This is a genomic window from Streptomyces sp. NPDC002838, assembly GCF_040295365.1.
GTDB lineage: Bacteria > Actinomycetota > Actinomycetes > Streptomycetales > Streptomycetaceae > Streptomyces.
On the sequence record NZ_JBEOVF010000009.1, the window covers coordinates 180365 to 202969 of the forward strand.

A 22605-nucleotide genomic window follows, 5' to 3' on the forward strand; every position below is an offset into this window, starting at 1 on the left:
TGTTGGCGCACTGAGCGGGATCGGATCGTGCCGCGTGAGCGGCCGGTTTTCCCCGACTTCCTTCGCGGTGTCAGTGATGGTCCGTACGCTCGGCAGCGTGGAGGGGAAAGAAAGAAGCGCACCACCAGGGGAGGAAACCGGCGCGGAGGCGTGGCAGCGGCTGAGCGCGTACGCCTACCTCAGCGTGCCCGAGCGCCTCGAGTACGTCGCGGTGATGCGGGTGTTCTGCGGCACACTGCTCGCCGACCTGTCCGTACCCGACCTCCTCGCCAAGCTGGCCGAGCAGGGCGGCCCGGGGGCGACGCTGGACGCGGAAACGCTCACACGCAGGCTCGAAGAGCTCGTGCGCTGGGGCAATCTGCTGCGCAGCACGCACACCGTCAAAGCGACGAGCATTGCCGAATACCAGCGCTCGCGATCCCGCTACCAGCTGTCGAAGCTGGGGGAGCGCGTGCAGCGGGACGCGGACGAGGTACTGGCCGGGGCGGACGCGGCACGCGAGGTGAGCAGCGAGCTGCTGGCCCTCGTCGACCGCGGCCTGCGCGAGATCGCCGCCATGGCCGCGGCCCCGGGCGGCGCTGATCCGCAGCAGGCGCTGGAGCGGATCAGCACGCTCTTCGTGCAGTTCGCCGAATTCGCCGAGTCCGTCCGGGACTTCTACGCCTATCTGGGCCAGGTGCTGGCGCGCTACGACCTCGACTCGGCCGAGTACCAGGGGTTCAAGGAACTGCTGCTCGACTACGTGGAGGCCATCACCGAGGACGTTTCCTTCCGGGCCCCGCGCATCGCGGCTCACCTGGACGCCGTCCGGCCGCACCTGCCCGCGCTGCTCGCCCGTATCGACGCGCATGCGGCGGGCATCGGGGCACTCGCCGACGGGCTGCCCGAGACGCGCGTGCAGCGCAGCCGCGGGCGGGACCTGGCGGACTGGGAGGGGCTGCGCGAGTGGTTCACCGTTCCCGGAGGGCACTCCAGCCAGGTGGATCAGCTCCGGGACGCCACCCTGCGCGCCCTGCAGTCGCTGCTCGCCAATGCCAAGCGGATGCTTCGTTCGGCCTCCGGTGAGATGTCCCGTCGCAAGGACCTGCTGCGGCTCGCGGCCTGGTTCGACGCCGCGGAACCGGAAGAGGCCCACGACCTGGCGGTCGCCGCCTTCGGGCTCTACGGCGCGCGCCATCTGGGGGTGGCACCGGACCCTGACCGGTCCGTGCCGGCGTACGTGAGCTGGTGGACCGGACCCGTGGTGGACGTGCCGGTGGCGCTGCGCGAGCGCGGCAGCAGGGCTCCGCGCGGACGTGCCGCGGCGGCCGAGGACCACTCCGAGCAGAAGCGCCGCCTCATGGAGCAGGCGCGGCAGCAGGCCGAGGCCCGGCAGGCGGCGGCCGACGAACTGCGCAGCGCCTCGGGCAGGTTCGAGCAGGTGCGCCTCAGTGCCCCGGCCATGCGACTGCTGCTGGAGCTCCTCGCGACCGCCCTCGGCAACGCTCAGCTGCACAAGGACGCCCGCGACTTCCAGTTCGACGGCGCGCAGGCGCACGACGCGGATCTCGGCATCCGGCTGACAGCGTGGCGCACACCCGGCCGGTCCACGGTCCTGCGGTCCGTGGACGGCGACCTGACGGCTGACGATCTCACCGTGGCCGTCGAGAGCCCGTCCGCGCCCACGGTGGGGGAGGCAAGCGCCTGATGCCCCTGCCCTCCGCACACGATGTCGCACTCGCGGCCGAGCGCCGCACCGCCGCCCGGCTCCTGCTGGCCCACCCGCTGGTCACCAGCACCGGACCGCACAGTGACGCCTTCCCGCTGATCCGGCGCCACGCCGACTGGCTCGCCCAGCGCTTCCAGCAGGTGTTCGGATACCGCCTAATGGTGGAGGCCTCGTACGCCCGGCTGTTCAAGGCGGGCCTCGGCCCGGGCTCGGGCCACCGCCTGGAACGGCCGTCGACCGGAACCCCGTTCACCCCGCGGACGTACGCCTGCCTTGCCCTCGCCCTGTCCGTCCTCGTCACCGCCCCGGAACAGCTCCTGCTCTCCCAACTCGTCGCCGACCTGCGGGCCGCCGCCGTCGACGCCGGCATCGAGATCGCCGACACCGGGCGGCAGGCCGAGCGGCGGACCCTCGCGGCCGCACTGCGCCAACTCGTCGACTGGGGCGTTCTGGTGGAGACCGAGGGGCAGGTCGCGGCCATCGCGGAGGAACGGGCCGGGGAGGCGCTGCTGACCGTGGACCGCGAAATCGCGCGAGTCATTGTCGCCGGCCCGCTCGCCCAGAGTCGCGATGGCACGGACCTCGTGCGCCGGGCCGCCGACCCCGGTTTCGGAGGGCCACGTACGTACGTCCGCAGGCGTCTCGTCGAAACCCCCGTCGTCCACCTCGACGACCTCACGGACGCCGAGCGCGAATGGCTGCGTACGCGGCAGCGGCGCGAGGCGCAGGCGTTCTCCGAACTGCTCGGCCTGGAGGCCGAGATCCGCGCCGAGGGCATCGCCCTGGTCGACACCGAGGACGAACTCACCGACCTGCACCTGCCGGGCACCGGGACGGTGGCTCAAGCCGCGCTGCTCCTTGTGGAGCGGCTGGTCGACCGGCTGCGCCCCGAACACCCGGGCCATCCGGCAGTCGGCGGACGGCTGGTCATCGGCGTACCCGTCCCGGACGGGCTGCTGCTCGACCTGCTCGACGAACTGATCGAGGAGTACGGCAGGCGCAGCAACTGGCAGCGCGGTCACCTGGAGGACCGGGACGGATTCCTCGCGGCCGTACTCGACCTCCTCGTCCGGATGCGTCTGATGGCTCCCGCCGGGCCCGTGCGCGCGGATGGCCATGGCCTGCCCGAGGGATACGAGGAGACGGTGGTCGACGGCCGCCCCGTCACCGATGTCTCACAGGCGCGCGGCCGGGGCCCTGCGGACGGCGGCTGGATCCTGCTCGCCGCAGCAGCGCGATACGCCACCACGGTGGCGGTCAAGCCCCGTACCGACCAGTCCCCAGTGGACGACGTCTCCAAGGAGCCGCCCCGATGAACCGCCCGCCCACCCAGCACCGCTACCGACTGCACCGCGCGGGCATCCGGAACGTCTGGCAGTACGACGAGCAGGAGTTCGCGTTCGGCGAGGGGCGCCTGCTGCTGCGCGGCAAGAACGGTGCCGGCAAGTCCAAGGCCCTGGAGATGCTGCTGCCCTACCTCCTCGACGGCGACGCCCGTGCGCTGGACGCCACGGGAACCGGGCGCACGACCCTGGCCTGGCTGATGCTCGACGGCTTCGAGCAGACCAACCGCCTGGGCCACCTCTGGCTGGAGTTCGCGCGGACGGACGAGGAGGGGAACGACCACCATCTGACCATCGGCGCGGCCATCCGCGCGTCCCAGTCGACCAAGACGGCGAAGCCCTTCTTCTTCACCACGCGGCTACGGGTCGGCGACGGGCTCGATCTCGCCCCCGCCGGGCGGCCACTCCCCGTCGACCAGCTCAAGTCGCTCGTCGGCTCGGAGAACGTCACCGACCGCGCCGTCGAGCACCGGGCCAAGGTCGCCCGCGTACTGTTCGGCCTCGCCGACCCGGCGCGCTACCGCAACCTGCTCCACCTGCTGCACCGCTTGCGCCGTCCCACCATCGGCGACCGCATCGACTCCGGCGGACTGGTCTCCGTCCTCGCCGAGACCCTGCCCGCCCTCGACGACGAGGTCGTGGAGAAGGTGGCCCGCAGCCTGGACGACCTCGACTCCGTACGGGCCTACCTCGGGCGCCTCGAACGCACCGACCAAGCGCTGCGCACCTTCCTCACCAACTACCGCGGCTATCTGCACGGGGCGCTGCGCCGCCGGACGGACCACGCGAGCGGTGAGCTCGAGCAGCTCATGGAGCACCGCAAGTCCGCGGATGACGCCGCGCGCAGGGCGGAGGGGCTCCGTGAGCGCGAGCGGGAACTCGATGCCCGCGTCGAAGCCCTCGAGGGCGAGGCGAGTACCGCCGAGACGGACCTGGCCGCGCTGCACGCCGGCGCCGGATACCGCAGCCTGAAGGAACTCGGGGAGAAGCGCGCCACCGTCGCCGCCCTGCACAGCGCGGCTGCCGCCGCCTTCAAGGCCGTCCGCCAGGCGCACGGCAACCAGGAGGAGGCAGGGCGGCGCCTCACCGCCGAGGCCGGGAGGCTCGGCGAAGAGCTGGTAGAACTGAGCACCGCACACGGCGAGTCGGTGCGGGAAGCCGAGCGGTCCGGGATCGACGCCGTGCACCTGGGAGAGCCCTTGGCGACCCCCACCGCGCCGGTCGCGGCCGCCACTACCGCCGAACTGACCGCACCGGAAGGCGACTTCCACCTGGTACGGCACAGTGAGGTGCTGGCGATCGACACCGAGACCTGCACGACCGCGCTGCACGCCTGGGACGCCCGGCTCGACGCCGCACAGCCGGTGATCAGGAACCGCTCCCGGTTCGTCACCGAACTGGGCGCCCTCATCGAACGGTCGGACCAGGCCCAGCGGGAGGCGGACGAGGCCGACGCCGCCCGTGAGCGCCTGGAGGAACAGACGGACCACGCGCGCTCCGAGGCCGAGCGGCGCCGACAGGAAACCGTGCGCGAGGGAGAGGCGTACGCCATCGCGGCCAGAGCCTGGAGCGAGCAGCTGCGGAACTCCACCGGGGTGCCCTTCGACGCCGTACTCGCCCTGCTGGTGCATGATCCGGCAGATGGTCCGCTGACCGCGCGGGCCCCGGACGAGGTGGTCGAAGCGGCCCGGTCGGCCGTCGACCCGTGGTTGGCGGAACTGGGCGCGGAGCGCGACGATCTCTCCCTGACCGTCCGCGAACTGGAGGCCGAACACGACCGCCTCCGGCACCGGCGCGAGGAATGGGAGCGCCGCACCGACCCAGAGCCTCCGCCCCCGCCGCACCGCGCGGCTCCCCGCGCACCCGGCACCGGAGCGCCCCTGTACCGGCTGGTGGACTTCGTCCACGACCTGGAGCCCGACGCGCGGGCAGGGCTGGAAGCCGCGCTGGAGGCGAGCGGCCTGCTCGACGCCTGGGTACGCGCCGACGGCACCGTCCTGGACCCGGCCACGCGGGACACCCTCCTGGTTCCAGGGGCACCCGTGCCCGGGGCGACGCTCGCCCGGGTGCTGCGGCCGGTTGCCGCGCCGGACAGTGGAGTGACGGCGGAGCAGGTCGAGCGCGTGCTGGGGGCGGTGGCCCTGGCCGGGGGCAGGGTCCTCACCAGCGATGCCGACACCGTGGACACGGCAGAGGCGGGGCCGCACACCGCGATCGGCACCGACGGCTCCTGGAGGCTCGGCATCGCCCACGGCCGCCACGCCAAGCAGGCCGCCGAGTACGTGGGCGCGGAGGTGCGTGCGGAGACCCGCCGCCGGACGCTGGCGGAACTCGACCGCCGACTGGCCGAAGCGGAGGGCGAGTTGGCGGAACGCCGGCACAGTCTGCGGATCCTCACCGAGCACCGCGACCAGATCGGCGACACACTGCGCCGCCCGCCCCCGGCACGTGGGCTGACGGATGCGTGGGCCCGTACGGCCGAGGCCGAGCGTGCCGCCGAATCCCTCGCCTCACAGGCGTCCACGGCCGCCCGCGAGGCGGAGCGGGCACGCGCCCGCGCGGTCGCCGCCCGGCGCGAAACCGAGGCGACGGCGAGTGCCCAGGACCTCCCGGCGGACCCGGCCGCACTGGAAACGGTCCGGCTGGCCCTGGATCGCCTCGCGCAGGGTACGCAGGGGCTGCGGCGGCGGGTGCGCGTGGTCCTGTCCGCGGCCGAGGGCCACCGCGGCGGCCGGACGGACTACGAGCGTGCCGAGTCGGCCCGCCGGGAGGCCGAGTCGGACTACGCCGAGCCGCTCGGCCGCCTGGAGGCCGCCCGCCGTACCGTCCGGGGCCTGGAAGAGGCCCTCGGTGCCACGGAGCAGGAGATCCTCGCCCTCGAGGCTGAGGCGAAGCGCCGCCTGGACGCCGTCGGACGCCAACTCCCTCCCGCGCGACGGGACCGGGCTGACCTGCACGACCTGCGCGTACGGGCGGAAGAGGACGAGAGGGTGCGGCGCGAGACACTCGCCGCCCAGGAGACCGAGGTGCTGGCCTGCGGCAGGAGACTGCGTACGGCCCTTTCGTTGCCGGGTGTGATGAGGGGAGCGGGGCTCGACGCCGACGCGGACGAACGGGCCCTTGCGTCCCCGGACCCTGTCCACCTTGCCATGAGGGAGCGCATCGCAGCGCTGCGCCTGCTGGTCGACGCCGTGCGCCGCGGCCTGGATGCCGAACGCCGTGACATTTCGGACACCACGCTCCTCAACCGCCATACCGAACTGCGCGACCAGCTCTCCGGAGGCTACGACGCGACGATGGAGGAACACGACGGCATCAAGCTGTGCCGACTCGTCGACGACCACGGCCCGCACGACATCGCCCACGTCGGCGAGCGCATTGCCGCCGAGGCCGCCGAGGCACGCGACCGTCTGACGGAGCGCGAACGCGAGGTCTTCCAGCGCTTCCTGACAGGAGAGCTGGGCGACCACCTGTCCTCGCAGGTGCTGGCCGCCGGCGCCCTGGTCGCCGCCCTCAACACCACCCTCGCCACGGTCCGTACGTCACACGGCCTGGGCGTCATCCTCGACTGGAAGCTGGCCGACGGTGTCGAGGCGGACGTCAAAGCGGCCGTCGACCTCCTGCGCAGCCCCTCCGGTCTGCGCACCCGTGAGCAGTCCGAGCAACTTCGCGACGTCCTCCAGCGCCGTATCGAGGACGCCCGCCGCGCCGATCCGGCCGCCGGCTACGCGGCGCACCTGCGCACCGCCCTGGACTACCGCGACTGGTTCACCTTCACCCCCTGGGTCGTGAACGACGCGGCACCGGGCAGCCGCCGCAAACTCTCCGGCCGTACGGGCCTGAGCCAGGGCGAACAGCGGGTCCTCTCCTACCTGGTCCTGTTCGCCGCGGCGGCAGCGCATTTCACCAGCCTCGCCGACGCCGCCCCGCACGCACCCCGCCTGATCCTCCTCGACGACGCGTTCGCCAAGGTGGACGAGCCCACACACGCCCGCCTCGGCCGCATTCTGGTCGACCTGGACCTCGACTTCGTCCTCACCAGCGAGCGACTGATCGGCAACTGGCCCGACGTACCGTCCCTCCACATCTACGAGTGCCTGCGCGACCCGCACGTGCGGGGCGTGGCCACGCTCCATTACACGTGGAACGGGCGACAGCGGAGGCTGATGTCGGTATGAGAGGACCAGAGCGACCCGACGAACAACCCCCGGACGCCAACGCTCTCGCGTTTCTCACCCGGCCGGGCCTCACCCGCCTCTGGACGGCGGCACGCACCCGTCTCGAACGCAACGGCCTCCAACCAGTCGGCACCGTCAAGCTCGAGCACCTGGACGCACAGGAGCGCGAGGCACTGTCCCTCCTCCTGGCCAGACCGATCACCGGCTTCACCGCCACGATCCGCCTGCCGGACCTGGACACGCGCCTGCGCGCCAGCGCGGTCGGACAGGGCTTGGCCTCGACGCTGGAGGTACTGGGCCCACCCCTGACGGACCGCCGGGCGGTCCGCGACGCGGCGGCGGCCGAACGGGCCCGTGTGTGGTCGACGGCTCGGGCCGAGCGGGAAGCCACGTCGCTGGCCGCCCAGCCCTGGGCGGCACAGTGGCTGGAGGAGATTCGCCGTGGCGGCACACTCGCCCGCCAGGATCCGCACACCGCGACCACCGTCGTCACTCAGGCCGTCCAGACCCTGGCGGCGCTCTTCCCCGGCACGGACCCGCGCCCCACCCGGGCCACCTGGGGCCGCGGCGAACTGGCCACCCGCGCCACCGGCTCGGCCCACGGCCTGGACGACGGCACGCTGCTGTCGCGGCTGGTCCTCCGCGGCATCGCGCTGGCGCACGGCGTCGAGTTCCCCGCCGACGCGCCGGCCCGCCGGGCCCTGTGGCGCATGGCCTCGGTCATCCCCGACGAGGTCTCCAGCACCGTGCTCACGTACGCCCTGCGCCCCACCGGTGACACCTGGCGCGAGGCGGCCCTGTGCGAGCGCGCCGACCACCACATGGAAACCCACCTGACCTTGCGCGAACTACGCGAACTGCGCCTGGAGATGCTGCCTCGCACCCGAGTCCACGTCTGCGAGAACCCCCGCGTGGTCGAGGCCGCGGCCGACGCCGGCGACAGTACGGCGCCCCTGGTCTGCACCTCGGGGAGCGCGACGACGGTCGTCCTCACCCTCCTGGACACGTTGGCGGCGGCCGGCTGCACGTTCGCCTACCACGGTGACTTCGACTGGCCCGGCATCGCGCTGGCCAACCGGATCACGCGGCGGTACGGAGCCGAGCCGTGGCGTATGCGAGCGGCCGACTACGAGTACCTCGCGACACGCACACAGGTGCACGGCACACCGCAGATCGCCCTCACGGGAACGCCCGCCGAGGCCGTGTGGGACGCGGAACTGGCCCCCACCATGAAGGCCCTGGGAATCGCCCTGCACGAGGAGGCGGCGCTTGATCTGCTTTTGGAGGACCTCGGGTGAAGCCCCGGTCGGACGGCGAACCGGAGCGGCGGATGGCTCCGCGCATCAGCCGGGATGCGGCTCGTCCACCACGTACCCTCGCCGCTTGTCGACGACGTTGCGCAGTGGGCGGCCCTCGCTGTGGCGGGTGAGGTTGTCGAGGAACACTTCCATGAGCGCCTCCCGCTCACCGGTGGTCTCGCCCGCCGTGTGCGGGGAGACGATCACACCGGGCATGTCCCACAGCGGTGACTGGACGGGCAGCGGCTCCTGGTCGAAGACGTCCAGGGCGGCACCGGCGAGTCGGCCGTCGGCGAGGTGGCCGACGAGCGCCTTCTCGTCGACGAGAGCGCCTCGGCCGACGTTGATCAGCCGTGCCCCGGGCTTCATCGCCGCCAGCACGGACGCGTCGACCATGCCCCGGGTGTCCTTGGTGAGGGGCGCGGCGAGGACGACGTAGTCCGCCTCGGCCAGGGCGGAAGCCAGCGTGGCGGGGCCGTGCACCCTTCCGAAGTCGGGGTGCTCGGTGCGGGCCGAGCGCCCGGCGCCGCTGACCCGCATGCCGATCGCGCGCAACAGTCCGGCGATGGCGCGGCCGATGGGCCCCGTGCCCCAGACCAGGACGGTGCGCTCGGTGATGGTGTCGCAGGGACGTGGCCGCCATTCGCGCCGCCGCTGGTGTTCCCAGGTGCCGGGGAAGTCCTTGGCGAGGGCGAGGATCAGTCCGAGTACGTATTCGGCGGCCGCCCGGTCGTAGACGCCGCGCGAGTTGGTCAACGTGACGCCCGGGTCGTCGACGAGGGCGGGGAAGAGGAAGGAGTCCACGCCCGCTGCGGCCGCGTGGACCCAGCGGGGCGCCTTCTGCGGGTCGTCGGGCCACGACTCGCGGACGGCCGGGGTGATCGTGACCCAGGCCAGGAGGGCCTCCGCGCCCGGGAGGAGCATGGGCAGCTCCTCCTCGGTCGCGTACACCGTGTCCGTGAGCCGCTCGATGAGTCCTGTTGCGGGAGGCGGATTGCCGCGGTACAGGACGACGAGTCGGTCGCGCATGTCAGGCTCCGGTCGGGATGGCGAGGTACTTGTACTCCAGGAATCCGTCGATGCCCACGCGGCCGCCCTCCCGGCCCAGGCCGGACTGCTTGACGCCGCCGAAGGGCGCGGCCGGGTTGGAGACGAGTCCGGTGTTGAGGCCGACCATGCCGGTCTCCAGTCGCTCGCCGACCCGCAGGGCGCGGTCGAAGTCGCGGGTGAAGACGTAACTGACCAGCCCCCAGTCGGTGTCGTTGGCGGCGGCGACGACTTCGTCCTCGTCCTCGAAGGTCAGGATGGCGGCCACCGGCCCGAAGATCTCGGTGCGCACGAGGGCGGAATCGGCGGAGACCCCGCTGAGCACGGTGGGCGGGTAGAAGTGGCCCGGCCCGTCCGGGAGTTCGCCGCCGACGAGGACCTTGGCGCCGTGTTCCACGGCGTCGCGTACCAGGCTGTCGGCCTTGTCCCGGCCCGCGGTGTCGATGAGCGGACCGACGTCGGTGCCGGGTTCGGTGCCGGGGCCGACGGTGAGGGCGGCCATGCGGGCGGTGAGGCGGGCGGTGAACTCCTCGGCGAGCGAGCTGTGGACGAAGAACCGGTTGGCGGCGGTGCAGGCCTCACCCATGTTGCGCATCTTCGCGACCATCGCGCCGTCCACCGCCGCGTCGAGATCGGCGTCCTCGAAGACGATGAAAGGGGCGTTGCCGCCCAGCTCCAGGGAGGTGCGTACGACGGTGTCGGCGCACTGGGCGAGGAGGATCCGGCCGACCTGGGTGGAGCCGGTGAAGCTGAGCTTGCGGATCTGTCCGCCGCGCAGCAGCGGTTCGACGACCCCGGCCGCGTCCGAGGTGGTGGCGACGTTGAGGACGCCCTCCGGCAGCCCGGCCTCGGTGAGGATCGGGGCGAGGGCGAGGGTGGACAGCGGGGTCTGCGGGGCGGGCTTGAGGACCATGGTGCAGCCGGCGGCGACGGCCGGGCCGATCTTGCGGGTGCCCATGGCCAGCGGGAAGTTCCAGGGGGTGATCAGCAGGCAGGGGCCGACGGGCCGGCGCGTCACCATGATGCGGGTTCTGCCGTCGGGCGCGATCGCCATACCGCCGTCGACGCGTACTGCTTCCTCGGAGAACCAGCGGAAGAACTCGGCGGCGTAGGCGACCTCTGCGCGGGCCTCGGCCAGGGGCTTGCCCATTTCCAGGGTCATGAGCAGGGCGAGTTCGTCGGTGCGGGAGACGATGATCTCGTAGGCACGGCGCAGGATCTCGCCGCGTTCTCGGGGCGGTGTCGCGGCCCAGGCCGGCTGTGCGGCGACCGCCGCCTGCGCCGCCCGCAGACCGTCGGCGGGGGTGGCGTCGGCGACCTGGCACAACTCCTCTCCGGTCGCCGGGTTGTCGACGGGCAGCGTGCGGCCGGACTCCGCGTCCTGCCAGGTTCCGCCGATGCAGAGCTGCTTGGGGACGTCCTGGATGACGGTGGCGGTCATGGTGGGTGCCTCCTGGGCATCAGGATTCGGGTGGTGCTCGCGACGGTCACCGCAGCCGCCCGGGCCGCAGGCGCCGGCGGCTGAGGCGCCTGGGGTATGGGTCGGCGGGGCCCGTGTGCCACGACGACCTGCGCGGTGCCGACTGCCGATTGCCCGGCGTGGAGTGCCGCCGCTCGCGGCTGACGGCCGCCATGGGACTCGCGGTGTGCGGCGGGCTCGGTGGTGTGCCGGCCCCGGCCGGTCGACGGCGCAGGGAGCGTGCGTGTCAGCGGATACGGTCCAGCGTCCGGTAGTAGGCACCGGCGAAGGGCAGGAACCAGGCGGTGCCGTTGTAGAGGGGGATGCGGGGCGCGGCCAGCCCGCGGACCGGGTTGACCTCGGGGTGGCCGTCCATCACCTCTGCCATGACGCGCCCCATGTACGTGGCCATCTGCACGCCGTGGCCGGCGTAACCCATGGAGTAGTACACGCCGTCGTCCGTCTGCCCGGCGTGCGGAACGCGGTCCATCGCGAAGCCGACGGAGCCGCCCCACACGTACTCCACCTCGGTCCGCGCGAGCTGCGGGAAGACCTCGCGCATCTCACGGGCCAGGACGGCTCCGCTCTTCTTGTCCGACGTGGGGTCGGAGGGTGCGAAGCGGGCACGGCCGCCGAACATCAGCCGGTTGTCCGGGGTGAGCCGGAAGTAGTGGCCGATGTTCTTGGAGTCGACGACGAGGCGGCCCCGCGGGATGATCTCGCGGGCGAGTTCCTCACCGAGAGGCTCGGTGACGATGATGAAGCTGCCCACGCAGACCTGCTTGCGGCGCAGCCAGGGGAAGGACGTGTCGGTGTAGGCGTCGGTGGCCATCATGACCTGACCGGCGTCGATCACGCCCCGCTCGGTCAGGACCTGGAACCGGCCGCCCGGGCCGCGCCGCACTCCGGTCGCCGCGTTGCGCTCGTGGATCTCGACACCGGTGCGCTCGGCCGCGTCGGCCAGGCCGCGGACATAGCGGCCGACGTGGAGTCCAGCACTGAGCGGGTCGAGGAGGGCACCGTGGTAGGCGTCGGAGCCGATCTCGGACCGCAGCTCGGCCTTGCCGATCAGTTCGGTCTCGTGCCCGAAGTAGCGGGCCAGATCGCGCTGCTGGGCCTGCTTGTGGGCGAAGTGCGCGGGGCGGTAGGCGACGCCCAGGCGCCCGACGCGGCGGAACTGGCAGTCGATGGACTCCTCGGCCACCAGCTGCTCGACGCTGTCCACGGCCTTCCCGTAGGAGTTGTAGATCTCGCGGGCCCGCTCAAGTCCGTAGCGGCGGATGGCCTGGCGCACACCGATGGTGAAGCCCAGGTTGCACATGCTGCCGTTGCGCGCGGAGGCGCCGGATCCGACCTGGCCCTTCTCCACGAGGGTGACGCGGGCGCCCTTGCGTGCGGCGTGCAGGGCGGTGGACAGGCCGGTGAGGCCGCCACCGACCACCACCAGGTCGGTGTCCTCGGGCAGCGGCTTGCCGGAGCGGTCGGGGAACGGATCGGCGGTGTCGATCCAGAACGGGATCGTCTTCATGCTCGGTCTCCTGCTGGATGCGGTGTAGGGGGTACTGCCGGCCGGGCACCGGGGGGCCCGGCCGGCGGCGTCAGCAGCCCAGCAGCTCGGGCAGCCCGGTCATGTCGCCGAGCTCGTCGTACTGGTAGGCGGGGGACCCCGGGAGGCCGTTGCGGTTGATCCACACCACACGCTTCAGGCCCAGGTCGCCTGCCGGGATGATGTCGTACTCCCAGCCCTGGGCGACGTGGATGACCTGCGCCGGGTCGATGTCCATCGTCTTGTACGCGTACTCGAACGTCTGGCGGTCCGGCTTGTACGCACGGGCCTGTTCGGCGGTGATGACGTGGTCGAACTCGACGCCGATCAGCTCGATGTTCTTCTTGATCAGGTGGTCCTGGGTGTTGGAGATGATCGCGAGCTCGTAGCGGGACTTCAGCCGTCGCAGCGCCTCGGGCACCTCGGGGAACGGTCCGAAGGTGGGGATCAGGGCGACGATGGCGTCACCGTCGGAGTCCTGGTAGCGCAGTCCGTGCCTGCGCATGGACTTCTCCATGCTGGAGCGCAGCACCTCGTCGTAGGGCCGGTAGTCCTCCAGCACCGCCTGGAAGCGCATGACGTTGAAGGTGCTGAGGAACTCCTGGGTGTCTACGCCGACTTCCGCGATGCGGTCCCGCAGCAGCTCTTCGGTGGGGGCATTGAGGCGGAAGGCGACGAGTGTGCCGTAGGCGTCGAACGTGACGATCTCTCGCATGGGAGTCTCCGTTTCCGTTGGGGGTGGTGAGGTAGTGGGCGACAGGGCAGGAGGAGGGTCCGCCCGGGTCAGGGGGTGACGGTCTCGACGGGCAGCGCGCCCTGGCTGTCCCGGGTGCCGCCGAGCCGTCGTGCTGTCGCGACCAGGGCGAGCGCCAGCACCGAGAGGCCGATGAGGACGGAGCTGATCGCCGTGACCGTCGGATCCACGTCGAACTGCAGGGCGTTGAAGACCTCGATCGGCAGTGTTCGGGTGTCGGCCGTCGACAGGAACTGGGCGATGAAGAACTCGTCGAAGCTGGTGATGAAGGAGAACACGGTGGCGGCGAAGAGGCCGGGCATCGCCAGCGGGAGGGTGATCTGCCGGGCGATGGTCAGCCGGGTGGCGCCCATGCTGGCCGCCGCGTCCTCGAGCCGTTCGTCGATACCGCGCAACGTCGCCACCAGGATGAGTACGGCGACGGGTGCGGCCAGAACCGTGTGGCCCAGGGCGATCGCGAGCGGGCTGCCGAGCATCCCCAGGGGCTCGAAGAGCAGGAACAGGCCGAGCGCGATCACCACGTGGGGGATGAGCAGCGGGGCGAGCACCAGCCCGTACACCGCGGAGCGCAGCGGCAGCCGGCCGCGGGCGAGCGCCAGCGCGGTCGTCACTCCGAGCACGAGGGAGAAGGCCGTGGTGAGGGCCGCGACCAGGCAGCTCAGTCCGATCGCGGTCGCCCAGTCGCTGCCGGGCGCCCCGATCTCCTCGTACCAGCGGGTGCTGAGCTGCTTCGGCGGGAAGTCGCCGAGCCCGTCGGCGCCGAAGGACGTGACCACGATGACGATGATGGGCAGCGCCAGGAAGAGCAGGATGAGGGTGGCGCTGACCGAGCGGGCGACGCGCCCGGCCCGGGTGGCGGGCAGTTCCATCACGAGGCGCTCCCCCCTCCGGTGGCCCGGCCGCGGCGGAGCCGGAACAGCCCGACGAGTCCCAGGCCGGCGAAGGTGAGCAGCAGCAGGATGACGCCGAACGCGGCCGCCGAGTTCCACTGGTTCTGCTTCATCACCTGCTGGTCGATGAGGGCCGCGACGACCGTCTGCCGCTCACCACCCATGAGGGCGGGGGTGATGTAGTAGCCGAGGCAGAGGATGAAGCTGAGCAGCCCCGCGGTGGCGACCCCGCCCGCGACGAGCGGGAAGTACACCCGGCGGAAGATGGTGAACCGTCCGGCGCCGAAGGAGGCGGCGGCCGCCAGCAGCCTGCCGTCGACGCCACGCATCACGCTCTGCAGGACCAGCACCGTGTACGGGAGCATCACCGAGGTGGTGCCGATGATGACTCCGGTCTCGTTGTAGAGCAGCGAGTACGGCGCGCCGGGCGCGTGCACGGCGGTCATCAGGGTGTTCACCATGCCGTGTTCGCCGAGCAGGATGATCCATCCGTAGGTGCGGACCAGTGCGCTGATGAAGTGCGGTACCACCACGATCAGCATGGCCAGCGTGGCGAACACCGGCCGCATCCGGGCGATGGCATGGGCGAGGGCGAAGCCCACCAGCAGGCTGGCGAGGGCCGTCTCCGCGGAGATCCGCAGCGTGGTGAGCAGCACCGACCGGTTCACGCCGCTCAGCGCGTCGGCGTACCAGTGCAGCGTGAACCCGCCCGCGTCACCCTCCAGGCTGAGCGAGAGGATGCCGATGATCGGATAGACGAAGAGGACGAGCAGGAAGACGGTCACCGGGAGGGCGTTGAGCAGTCCGACGCGTACCCGTTGTCCGCGCAGGGAAGTTGGTGTACGGCGAGCCGGGGCCGGGGCGAGAGTGGTGCCGGCCATGGTCATCCCCCTTCCGTGTCCGTGAAGACACTGACGTCGTCGCGGTCCGCGGTCAGGGAGACCCGCTCCCCGGTGCGCGGGGGGTTGGCCGAGGTCGTTTCCACGCGCAGCGGTGGCGTGCCGGGGGCCGCTCCGTCCGGCCGTACGGTGATACGGACCAGGGTGCCGACGTAGACGACCGTCTCGACGGTGCCGGTGCAACAGTTCTCGTCGGAGGGGCCCAGCCGGAACTTGCCGGGCCGGACGGCGACACGGACCGGCTGTCCGGGGACGCACGGTCGGTGGCGGGCGGTCAGCAGGCCGCCGGTGTCGAGCCGGATGCCGGCGCACCCGTCGTCACCGGGCGCCTCGACCTTTCCGGTGAGGAAGTTGGCGGCCCCGAGGAAGTCCGCGACGAACGGGGTGCGGGGTCGCTCGAAGAGTCCGCGGGGGGTGTCGAACTGCTCGATACCCCCGTCCTTCATGACGGCGATGCGGTCGGACAGGACCAGGGCCTCTTCCTGGTCATGGGTGACGTACACCACGGTCAGGCCCAACTCGCGCTGGATGGACTTGATCTCGGTCTGCATCTGGTCGCGGAGCTTCTTGTCGAGCGCGCCGAGCGGTTCGTCCATCAGGACGACCGGCGGCCGGTAGACGAGGACCCGGCACAGGGCGACGCGCTGCTGCTGCCCGCCGGACAGTTCGCGGGGGCGGCGCCGGGCGAAGCCCGACAGCCCGGCCGCCTCCAGGGTTTCGCCGACCCGGCGCCGTATCTCGGCCTTGGGCACGCCGCGCAGCTGGAGCGGGAAGGCGACGTTCTCGTCGACCGTCATGTGAGGGAAGAGCAGGTACTGCTGGAAGACGAAGCCGAAGTCGCGTTTGGCCGGGTTGAGCCGGGTCACGTCACGGCCGTCCACCGTGACGGTGCCGGAGTCGGGCTCGGTGAAGCCGGCCAGCATCATCAAGGTGGTGGTCTTGCCGGAGCCCGAGGGGCCCAGGAAGGTGACGAACTCGCCCGCCGCGATGTCCATGTCGATGCCGTCGACGACGGTCGTGCCGCCGTAGGCCTTGCGCAGCGCGGCGACGGACAGGGACTGCCCGGTCCGCCGGGTCTGCGGCGTCCCGGCGGCGGTGGGGTTGAGAAGTCCTGTGTGCTCACTCATGGGCCCACTCCTGCCAGCGCTTGGCGACGGAGTCCTGGTTCTTGTCCCACCACTCGACATCGAGGTCGAACCCGGTCTTCAGATGCTCGGGCGATGTGGGCAGCCCGGCCCGGACGTCTTCCGAGAGGGCCTTCACGGCGGCCGGAACGACGGGACCGTGCGGGAAGATCTTGGAGAACGCGGCCTGGACTTCGGGCCGGAGGGAGAAGTCGATCAGCTGGTACGCCGCATCGGTCTTGTCCGTACCCTTGGGGATGGCCCACCCGTTGGTGTGCCGGCGGGCCCCGTTCCACTCATAGGCGATCGGTTGGCCCTGTTGGATCAGGTCATCGGCGCGGCCGGTCCACAGACTGGTCATGACGACCTCCTTGCGGCCGAGCATGACGGCCGGCAGAGCGCCGGTGTTCCAGAACTTCTTGATGTCGCCGCGCACCCGGGACAGCGAGGCGAAGGCCCTGTCCACGTCGATGGGGTACAGGTCGTCGAGTGCCACGCCGTCGGCGAGCAGGGCGAATTCCAGCTCGGGGATGTCGGCGTCCAGGCTCTGCAGAGAACGCGGGCCGCTGAAGGACGTCGTGTTCCAGAAGTCCGCCCAACTCTTCGGCCTGCGCTGCAGACTGTCGGTGCGGTAGGCCATCAGGCTGGCCCACACGTTCTTGCCGACGGCGTGTTCGGTGAGCAGATGACCGGGGATGCCCGCACCCTTGGTGTGCTTCAGCCTGTCGTAGTCCAGGGTCTGCAGGGTGTTCGCGCGGACCATCTTCGGGAAGACGAGCATGGAGTTGTCGATCAGGTCGAACTGCGGCCGGCCCTGTTTGATCTGTGCCATGAGCTGCGCGGACTGGTAGTTGACCGTGCTGACCGAGATGCCGGTCTCCTTGGTGAACGGTTCGTAGACCGCCTTCGCCAGGGCTTCGTGGTAGGAGCCGCCGCTGTTGCTGACGACGAGCGACTTCTTACTGCCGCCCGACGAGCCGCGGCTTTCGCCTGTACCCATGAGGGTGCCGCAGCCGGCCACTGTCGTGGCGGCGGCCAGAGCACCCGCGGTGCGGAGTATGGTCCTGCGTCCTATCCGGCTGCCTTCCATGGCGGGGCCTCCTGGAGATCGGTGTGGATACGGGGAAATCCGGGGTGCGGGGACGTGCGGGTCCGGGGACATGGGTGTCTTGGGGCATGGGTGTTCGCGGACGGGGTCCGTGGATGGGGTGTCCGCGGACGGGGGGCCGGACCGGATCGGGAACCGCGAGTCTCAGGCCACGCCGAGTCCGGCCGGTGCGAGGAAGCCGACGGGGTGCTCCGTGGTGCCGCCCAGCGCCAGGTCGGCCGCGATCTCGCCCATGGCGGGGGAGAGTTTGAAGCCGCTGCCGGAGAATCCGGCCATGACGACGATGTCGTCCTCGCCGGGAAGATGACCGACGAGCGGGTTTCCGGACTCGGTGTAGCCCTCCATGTAGACCGACAGCCTTATGGGGTCGGGGTTCAGATCGGGCATCAGTTCACGGATGAGTTGGCGGAAGGTGTCGAGTTCTGCCGGGCGGACCGTACGGTCGAGCCGTTCGGGGTCGGGAACCGGCAGATAGCGCGCGAGGGAGAGGCCGAGCTTGACGGAGATGCCGTCGGGCGACGGCAGTCCGTAGCAGTCGTGGGGTGTGCTGCGTACGAACGCGGGGGCGCCGTCCGCGAACCAGTCGTGGCGGGTGGGGATGTGCCACGAGCTGATCAGCCGGCGGATGTCGACCGTCCGCGGAAGGTCCGGGAGCAGGGTGTTGATCCAGGGGCCCGCGGTCACCACCGCGGCGTCCACATGGTCGGTGCCGTGGTCGGTGGCGATGTCCACGCCGCCGCCCGCCGCGGGCGCCACCTCCCGGACCGTGGTGTAGCGGTGCAGACGGGCGCCCAGTTGCTCGGCGCGCCCGGCGGCGGCCTGGACCGACGCCTCGGGCCTGATGATGCAGCCCATCCGGTCGAGGACGGCGGTGTGTCCCTCCGGGAGGCGGTGCTGCGGGTAGCGCCGGGCGAGGCCCTCCTGGTCCAGCACCTCGTGATCCAGCCGATGGGTGGCGCTGGAGGAGAGGAGGAGACGCATGGAGGATGAGGCGGTTTCACCCATCACCAGGCAGCCGCTGCGGCGTCGCAGCGAACGGCCCGTCTCCTGCTGGAGCCGGTCCCACATCCGGTCCGCGAGGCGCAGCAGCGGAATGTACGCGGGTTCACCGAGGTGGGCGGCGCGGAAGATGCGGGTCTCGCCTCCTGCCGCGCCGCGGTCGTGACCAGGCGCGTACCGGTCGTAACCGATGACCTCGGCGCCGCGGGCGGCCAGTCGCCACATGGCCTGGCTGCCCATGCTGCCGACGCCGATCACGGCGACGCGCTTCGGGGTGCTCATGGGCGCTCCTTCTGGCGAGGGCGGCTGGGGTGGGAGTCGTGCATCCAGCTCTCGTGCGGCCGGTGCGATCCGGGCCCGCTGGGATGACGTTCACTCTCGTCGCGGCCGACATCGCAGGTCAACACACACTCTGTTCCACCACGGGGCGTCCTCGGGACGGTCTGTCGCGGTGGAAGGACCGCCTTTGGGAATTAACATCGCCCCCTTGCCACGGAAACGACCTGGTGCGAAGGTGGGCCCTCGATGCCACGGAATATGCCCCCGAAACGCCTTGTAACGAGGCGTTTCATCACCATCAGGGACGTCCTGGGCCTCCCTGTGCTCGTCGAAGGGCTGCCACGTGTCCTGGCCGGTGAGTCGCGGCTGGACCGTGCGGTGCGGTGGGTGCACGTCACCGAACTGCTCAATCCCGCCGACTTCCTCGAAGGCGGCGAGCTCGTGCTGACGACCGGCATGCCGTATCCCGAGGACACCTCGAAGCTGCGTGACTACGTCGACCAACTCGCCGACGTCGGAGCGGCCGGCCTGATCGTGGAACTCGGCTACCGCTACCGGAGGGTGCCCGACGAACTGGTCGCGGCCTGCCGTGCCCGCGAGGTGCCGCTGGTCGAACTCGCCCGCGGCGTCCGGTTCATCGACGTCACCCAGACAGTGCACGCCCTCATCCTCGACGCCCAGGGCGCACTGCTGCGCCGCGGCAGGGACGTCCAGGACACCTTCACCGCCCTGACCCTGCGTGGCGCGACTCCCGAGGAAGTGGTGCACACCACCGCGGAGCTCACCGGAGCTCCCGTGGTGCTCGAGGACCTCACCCACCGGGTCCTGATGTGTGAACTGCTCGGCCGGCCGTACGAGCCGGTGGTGTCGGCCTGGTCCCGGCGCTCCCGAGTGGCGCCGACTCTTGAGAAGACCGAGCCGAGCGGCCCGGAGGGCTGGCTGATAGCCCCCGTGCAGGACCACCAGGGCCTGTGGGGACGGCTGATCCTGCTGGACAGCCGGCAGAGCCCGGAACCCGACCCGGAACACGTGCTGATACTGGAACGTGCGGCGGTCGCCCTGACGATGGCACGCCTGGCCGGACCGGCCTGGTGGGAGCGCCGGGCCCACCGCTCCGTGCTGCGGGACCTGTACGAACGGCGCTTCCGCTCCCCCGCGGACGCCCGCGCCCGAGCCGAGGCACTGGGCCTGCCGGCCTTCGGGCACCGGCTGTTCCCCGTACTGATCCGCCACACGAGACCCGATGGGGAGAGTGAGCATCTCGACGAGCGGATCGCGAAGGAACTGGAGCGGACCGGCGTCCGCGCACTGGTCGGCGAGACGGCCCCGGGCCGGATCGGCGTACTCCTCGCGCTGGCGCAGGCCAGCGCCTGGCAGCCGGTCGCCGAGCGGATCGGCCGTCTCGCCCGCGAGGAGCTCGGCCCGGACGTCATCGTCGCGGTCGGACCCGGCGTGACCGACCTCTCCGGGATCGCCCGGTCATGGCAGGAGGCGGAGCAGACCGCACAGGCCATCACGTCGGCATCCCCGGACCGGTGGTTCTATGTCCCGTCCGACGTCGGGCTGCCGGAACTGCTGGGCGTACTGCGGGAGGACACCCGTCTCCAGCGGTACGCGGAGCGGCAGCTGACCCGCCTCATCGAGCACGACGACCGCAACGGCGGCGACCTGCTCCCCGCGCTGCGTGCCTATCTGGCGTCAGCCGGAAACAAGTCGGTCGCGGCGAAGCGGGCCGGCATGTCCCGGCAGGCGTTCTACCAGCGTCTCCACACGATCGAACGGCTCCTGGGATGTGACCTGGAATCGGGCCTGCAACGCACATCCCTGCACGTCGCGGTGCTTGTCCTGGACTCACGGGAAGAAGCGGCTCCCGGCGTGTGACGAGGGCTCCCGCCCGGCCGCACCGGCCTGGCCCGGTCTGGGGCCCGCTGCCCCCACAAGACCGCAGTGGCGAAGGTCACGGAGGCCGGCGAAGGCCGGTGCGTAGGCTGGAGACACGACTCGTCGTAAGGTAAGGAAACAGCCCTTGACCTGCAAAAACGCGGGCAGGGAGCCTAGATTCCGGGAGTATCCTCCATGCTGCGCACCATGTTCAAATCAAAGATCCATCGAGCCACCGTCACCCAGGCCGATCTGCACTACGTGGGATCGGTGACCATCGACGCCGACCTGCTCGACGCCGCCGACCTGCTGCCCGGCGAGCTCGTGCACATCGTGGACATCACCAACGGCGCCCGCCTGGAGACGTACGTCATCGAGGGCGAGCGCGGCTCGGGTGTCGTCGGGATCAACGGCGCTGCCGCCCACCTCGTCCACCCCGGAGATCTGGTGATCATCATCAGTTATGCGCAGGTGACCGACGCCGAGGCGCGGGCACTCGAACCGCGGGTCGTGCACGTGGACCGGGCCAACCGCGTGGTGGCCCTGGGGGCCGACGCGTCCGAGCCGGTGCCGGGCTCGGATCAGGAGCGCAGCCCGCAGTCGGTGTCCGCCTGACTCCTGACTCCTGACTCCTGACCTCTGACCCCTGACCACCGACTCCGTACGTACGGACCAGGAGCGTGCCCATGAGTGACAGCGACATCGAGATCCGCGACGACCGGGCGGCGGGCCGCTTGGAGGCGGTCGGCGGCGGCGAAGTCGTCGGCCGCATCGAGTACTTCGTCCTCGCGTCACCCGAGGGCGCGCTCGTCCCGGTGCACACGATCGTCGAACCGGCCCACGAGGGAAAGGGCATCGCGGGCTCGCTGGCGCGCGAGCTGTACGCCACGGCCGAGCGCGAGGGCATCGCCGTGGCACCGCTGTGCCCGTACGTCGTCAAGTGGGCCGAGCGCCATCCCGACCAGGCTCCGGCGGCCGACCCGGAGCTGCTGCGGGCGGCGAAGGACTGGCTCGCGGAGCATCCCGGCCGGTTCTGACAGCCGTACGACTGCCGAGGGCTGCCGGCGCGGGCCCGCGACGAGCCCCCGAAGCCGTCGCGGGCGGCGTGCCCGCCGCGCTGGATGGCGTCCTGGGGCCGACCGTGTTCCTGATCGAGGGGGCGGCCCCACATCGGCCGCCCCTCGCCGTGCGGACCCGTCTCGTCGACGGCGCCCGGCCGCGCTTCGGGGCGAGCGACACCGACTGGTACCTACACTTCTGAGGGTGGACGCCGGAGCACGGCCTGCCCGAGCGGCCCGAGTCGGGGCGGTGGCGGGTGCGCCGGTGCCCTTCACGGGTGCCGAGCGAATCCGGCAGAGAGCCGAAGACGACAACCCGTCTGCTGGTCCTCTCCAGCCCCCGCACGGGGCTGGAGGCGGGGGGCCGGACGCGGCACACCGACAGAGGCCCACCCGGGCCAGGCCGTTCACGCGGGGGAGTGAGTGCTGAGGCCGCCGTCGGGTACGCGGGGGAGTAGTCCAGAGCCTACGTCGACCGACTGGCCGGAGGACGTCATGACGAACCCCTACCCCGACCCCGTTCAGCCCGGACCCACGCCGGGCCCCGGGCCGGGGCCCGCACCGGACCCGGATCCGCAGCGCCCGCAGCCGCACCCCGACCCGGTCCCGACCCCGGAACCTCCACCGGAGCCGACACCGCCGCCGCCGCCGCAGCCGACGCCGCCCCCGCCTCCGGGTCCGCGCCCGACCCCCGAGCCCTCTCCGTCCCCGATCCCACCGGGCCCGGAGCCGGTACCGAATCCGGAGCCGGGACCGCCGCTGTCCTGAGGCGGGCGCCGACCCCGGCCCGAAGAGCGGCGGCCCGGCCCTCGGGCCGCCGCTCTTCGGGCCGTGATCGGCGTGGCTGCCATTCCCCCGGGGGCCCCGATCGGGTCCGCCCTCCGGGGGCCGGCGCGTGCCGCCCACCGGTCCGCTCGGCCGACGCCCTCGCCATCGCAGTCCTCACGTCCGCGCCGCCCCCGCCGTAACACAACGGCGGTGGACGACCCCAGCCGCCCACCGCCGCGCCAAGCCTTGACCGCGCTGTACCTCGC

General features: G+C 71.6%; 16 protein-coding genes. 7 read left to right on the forward strand and 9 right to left on the reverse strand.

The features are described from left to right. Nucleotides 1-97 precede the first annotated feature (97 nt). From ABT063_RS15010 to ABT063_RS15025, 4 genes are read left to right on the forward strand one after another with little or no spacing between them, the layout of a single operon-like run. Entirely contained in the window at nt 98-1687 is a 1590-nt protein-coding gene (locus ABT063_RS15010; protein WP_351057712.1) for a TIGR02677 family protein, read from the forward strand. Further along, on the forward strand, nt 1687-3024 hold the full coding sequence (locus ABT063_RS15015; RefSeq protein ID WP_351057713.1) for a TIGR02678 family protein: 1338 nt from the start codon (nt 1687-1689) through the stop codon (nt 3022-3024). Before ABT063_RS15010 ends, ABT063_RS15015 begins: the two co-directional genes overlap by 1 nt. Continuing rightward, the gene (locus tag ABT063_RS15020) at nt 3021-7229 is read left to right on the forward strand and encodes a TIGR02680 family protein (RefSeq protein ID WP_351057714.1); all 4209 of its coding nucleotides are present in this window, start codon (nt 3021-3023) and stop codon (nt 7227-7229) included. Before ABT063_RS15015 ends, ABT063_RS15020 begins: the two co-directional genes overlap by 4 nt. Beyond that, entirely contained in the window at nt 7226-8527 is a 1302-nt protein-coding gene (locus ABT063_RS15025) for a TIGR02679 family protein (RefSeq protein WP_351057715.1), read from the forward strand. Before ABT063_RS15020 ends, ABT063_RS15025 begins: the two co-directional genes overlap by 4 nt. 45 nt (nt 8528-8572) lie before the next feature. Here ABT063_RS15025 and ABT063_RS15030 read toward each other — a convergent pair whose 3' ends face one another. The 9 genes from ABT063_RS15030 to solA all read right to left on the reverse strand — a co-directional run bounded on the left by ABT063_RS15030 (nt 8573) and on the right by solA (nt 18635). Then, complete coding sequence (locus ABT063_RS15030; protein WP_351057717.1) at nt 8573-9556, reverse strand: D-2-hydroxyacid dehydrogenase; 984 nt, start codon at nt 9554-9556, stop codon at nt 8573-8575. 1 nt (nt 9557) lies between these two features. Beyond that, entirely contained in the window at nt 9558-11015 is a 1458-nt protein-coding gene (locus ABT063_RS15035) for an NAD-dependent succinate-semialdehyde dehydrogenase (RefSeq protein WP_351057718.1), read from the reverse strand. Between the two features lie 265 nt (nt 11016-11280). After that, nucleotides 11281-12561 (reverse strand): NAD(P)/FAD-dependent oxidoreductase, encoded by a 1281-nt coding sequence (locus tag ABT063_RS15040; RefSeq protein ID WP_351057719.1) that lies wholly within the window; start codon nt 12559-12561, stop codon nt 11281-11283. Nucleotides 12562-12631: 70 nt separating this feature from the next. Then, nucleotides 12632-13294 (reverse strand): haloacid dehalogenase type II, encoded by a 663-nt coding sequence (locus ABT063_RS15045; RefSeq protein WP_351057720.1) that lies wholly within the window; start codon nt 13292-13294, stop codon nt 12632-12634. A gap of 68 nt (nt 13295-13362) precedes the next feature. Next, entirely contained in the window at nt 13363-14202 is an 840-nt protein-coding gene (locus ABT063_RS15050; protein WP_351057721.1) for an ABC transporter permease, read from the reverse strand. Then, complete coding sequence (locus ABT063_RS15055; protein WP_351057722.1) at nt 14202-15104, reverse strand: ABC transporter permease; 903 nt, start codon at nt 15102-15104, stop codon at nt 14202-14204. The genes ABT063_RS15050 and ABT063_RS15055 overlap by 1 nt, the downstream gene beginning before the upstream one ends. Nucleotides 15105-15106: 2 nt before the next feature. After that, complete coding sequence (locus tag ABT063_RS15060) at nt 15107-16249, reverse strand: ABC transporter ATP-binding protein (protein ID WP_351057723.1); 1143 nt, start codon at nt 16247-16249, stop codon at nt 15107-15109. Next, nucleotides 16242-17336 carry an ABC transporter substrate-binding protein gene (locus ABT063_RS15065; protein WP_351057724.1) on the reverse strand — a complete coding sequence of 365 codons (1095 nt, stop codon included), beginning with the start codon at nt 17334-17336 and terminating at the stop codon, nt 16242-16244. Before ABT063_RS15065 ends, ABT063_RS15060 begins: the two co-directional genes overlap by 8 nt. Nucleotides 17337-17498: 162 nt before the next feature. Next, a complete protein-coding gene (gene solA / locus ABT063_RS15070) occupies nt 17499-18635 on the reverse strand; it encodes an N-methyl-L-tryptophan oxidase (RefSeq protein WP_351057725.1) in 1137 nt (378 codons plus the stop codon). A 255-nt stretch (nt 18636-18890) separates the two neighbouring features. Between solA and ABT063_RS15075 the strand changes: the two genes are divergently transcribed. From ABT063_RS15075 to ABT063_RS15085, 3 genes are all read left to right on the forward strand, one after another. Then, on the forward strand, nt 18891-20513 hold the full coding sequence (locus tag ABT063_RS15075; protein WP_351057726.1) for a PucR family transcriptional regulator: 1623 nt from the start codon (nt 18891-18893) through the stop codon (nt 20511-20513). Nucleotides 20514-20708: 195 nt separating this feature from the next. Then, the gene (panD, locus tag ABT063_RS15080) at nt 20709-21128 is read left to right on the forward strand and encodes an aspartate 1-decarboxylase (protein ID WP_351057727.1); all 420 of its coding nucleotides are present in this window, start codon (nt 20709-20711) and stop codon (nt 21126-21128) included. A gap of 71 nt (nt 21129-21199) precedes the next feature. Continuing rightward, entirely contained in the window at nt 21200-21550 is a 351-nt protein-coding gene (locus ABT063_RS15085; RefSeq protein WP_351057728.1) for a GNAT family N-acetyltransferase, read from the forward strand. Nucleotides 21551-22605 lie beyond the last annotated feature (1055 nt).

Bases quoted from the DNA above. Each gene is read 5' to 3' on its own strand.
- ABT063_RS15015 (WP_351057713.1), top strand. From the start codon at position 1,687: ATGCCCCTGCCCTCCGCACACGATGTCGCACTCGCGGCCGAGCGCCGC.
- ABT063_RS15020 (WP_351057714.1), top strand. From the start codon at position 3,021: ATGAACCGCCCGCCCACCCAGCACCGCTACCGACTGCACCGCGCGGGC.
- ABT063_RS15025 (WP_351057715.1), top strand. From the start codon at position 7,226: ATGAGAGGACCAGAGCGACCCGACGAACAACCCCCGGACGCCAACGCT.
- ABT063_RS15030 (WP_351057717.1), bottom strand. From the start codon at position 9,556: ATGCGCGACCGACTCGTCGTCCTGTACCGCGGCAATCCGCCTCCCGCA.
- ABT063_RS15035 (WP_351057718.1), bottom strand. From the start codon at position 11,015: ATGACCGCCACCGTCATCCAGGACGTCCCCAAGCAGCTCTGCATCGGC.
- ABT063_RS15040 (WP_351057719.1), bottom strand. From the start codon at position 12,561: ATGAAGACGATCCCGTTCTGGATCGACACCGCCGATCCGTTCCCCGAC.
- ABT063_RS15045 (WP_351057720.1), bottom strand. From the start codon at position 13,294: ATGCGAGAGATCGTCACGTTCGACGCCTACGGCACACTCGTCGCCTTC.
- ABT063_RS15050 (WP_351057721.1), bottom strand. From the start codon at position 14,202: ATGGAACTGCCCGCCACCCGGGCCGGGCGCGTCGCCCGCTCGGTCAGC.
- ABT063_RS15055 (WP_351057722.1), bottom strand. From the start codon at position 15,104: ATGGCCGGCACCACTCTCGCCCCGGCCCCGGCTCGCCGTACACCAACT.
- ABT063_RS15060 (WP_351057723.1), bottom strand. From the start codon at position 16,249: ATGAGTGAGCACACAGGACTTCTCAACCCCACCGCCGCCGGGACGCCG.
- ABT063_RS15065 (WP_351057724.1), bottom strand. From the start codon at position 17,336: ATGGAAGGCAGCCGGATAGGACGCAGGACCATACTCCGCACCGCGGGT.
- solA (WP_351057725.1), bottom strand. From the start codon at position 18,635: ATGAGCACCCCGAAGCGCGTCGCCGTGATCGGCGTCGGCAGCATGGGC.
- ABT063_RS15075 (WP_351057726.1), top strand. From the start codon at position 18,891: ATGCCCCCGAAACGCCTTGTAACGAGGCGTTTCATCACCATCAGGGAC.
- panD (WP_351057727.1), top strand. From the start codon at position 20,709: ATGCTGCGCACCATGTTCAAATCAAAGATCCATCGAGCCACCGTCACC.
- ABT063_RS15085 (WP_351057728.1), top strand. From the start codon at position 21,200: ATGAGTGACAGCGACATCGAGATCCGCGACGACCGGGCGGCGGGCCGC.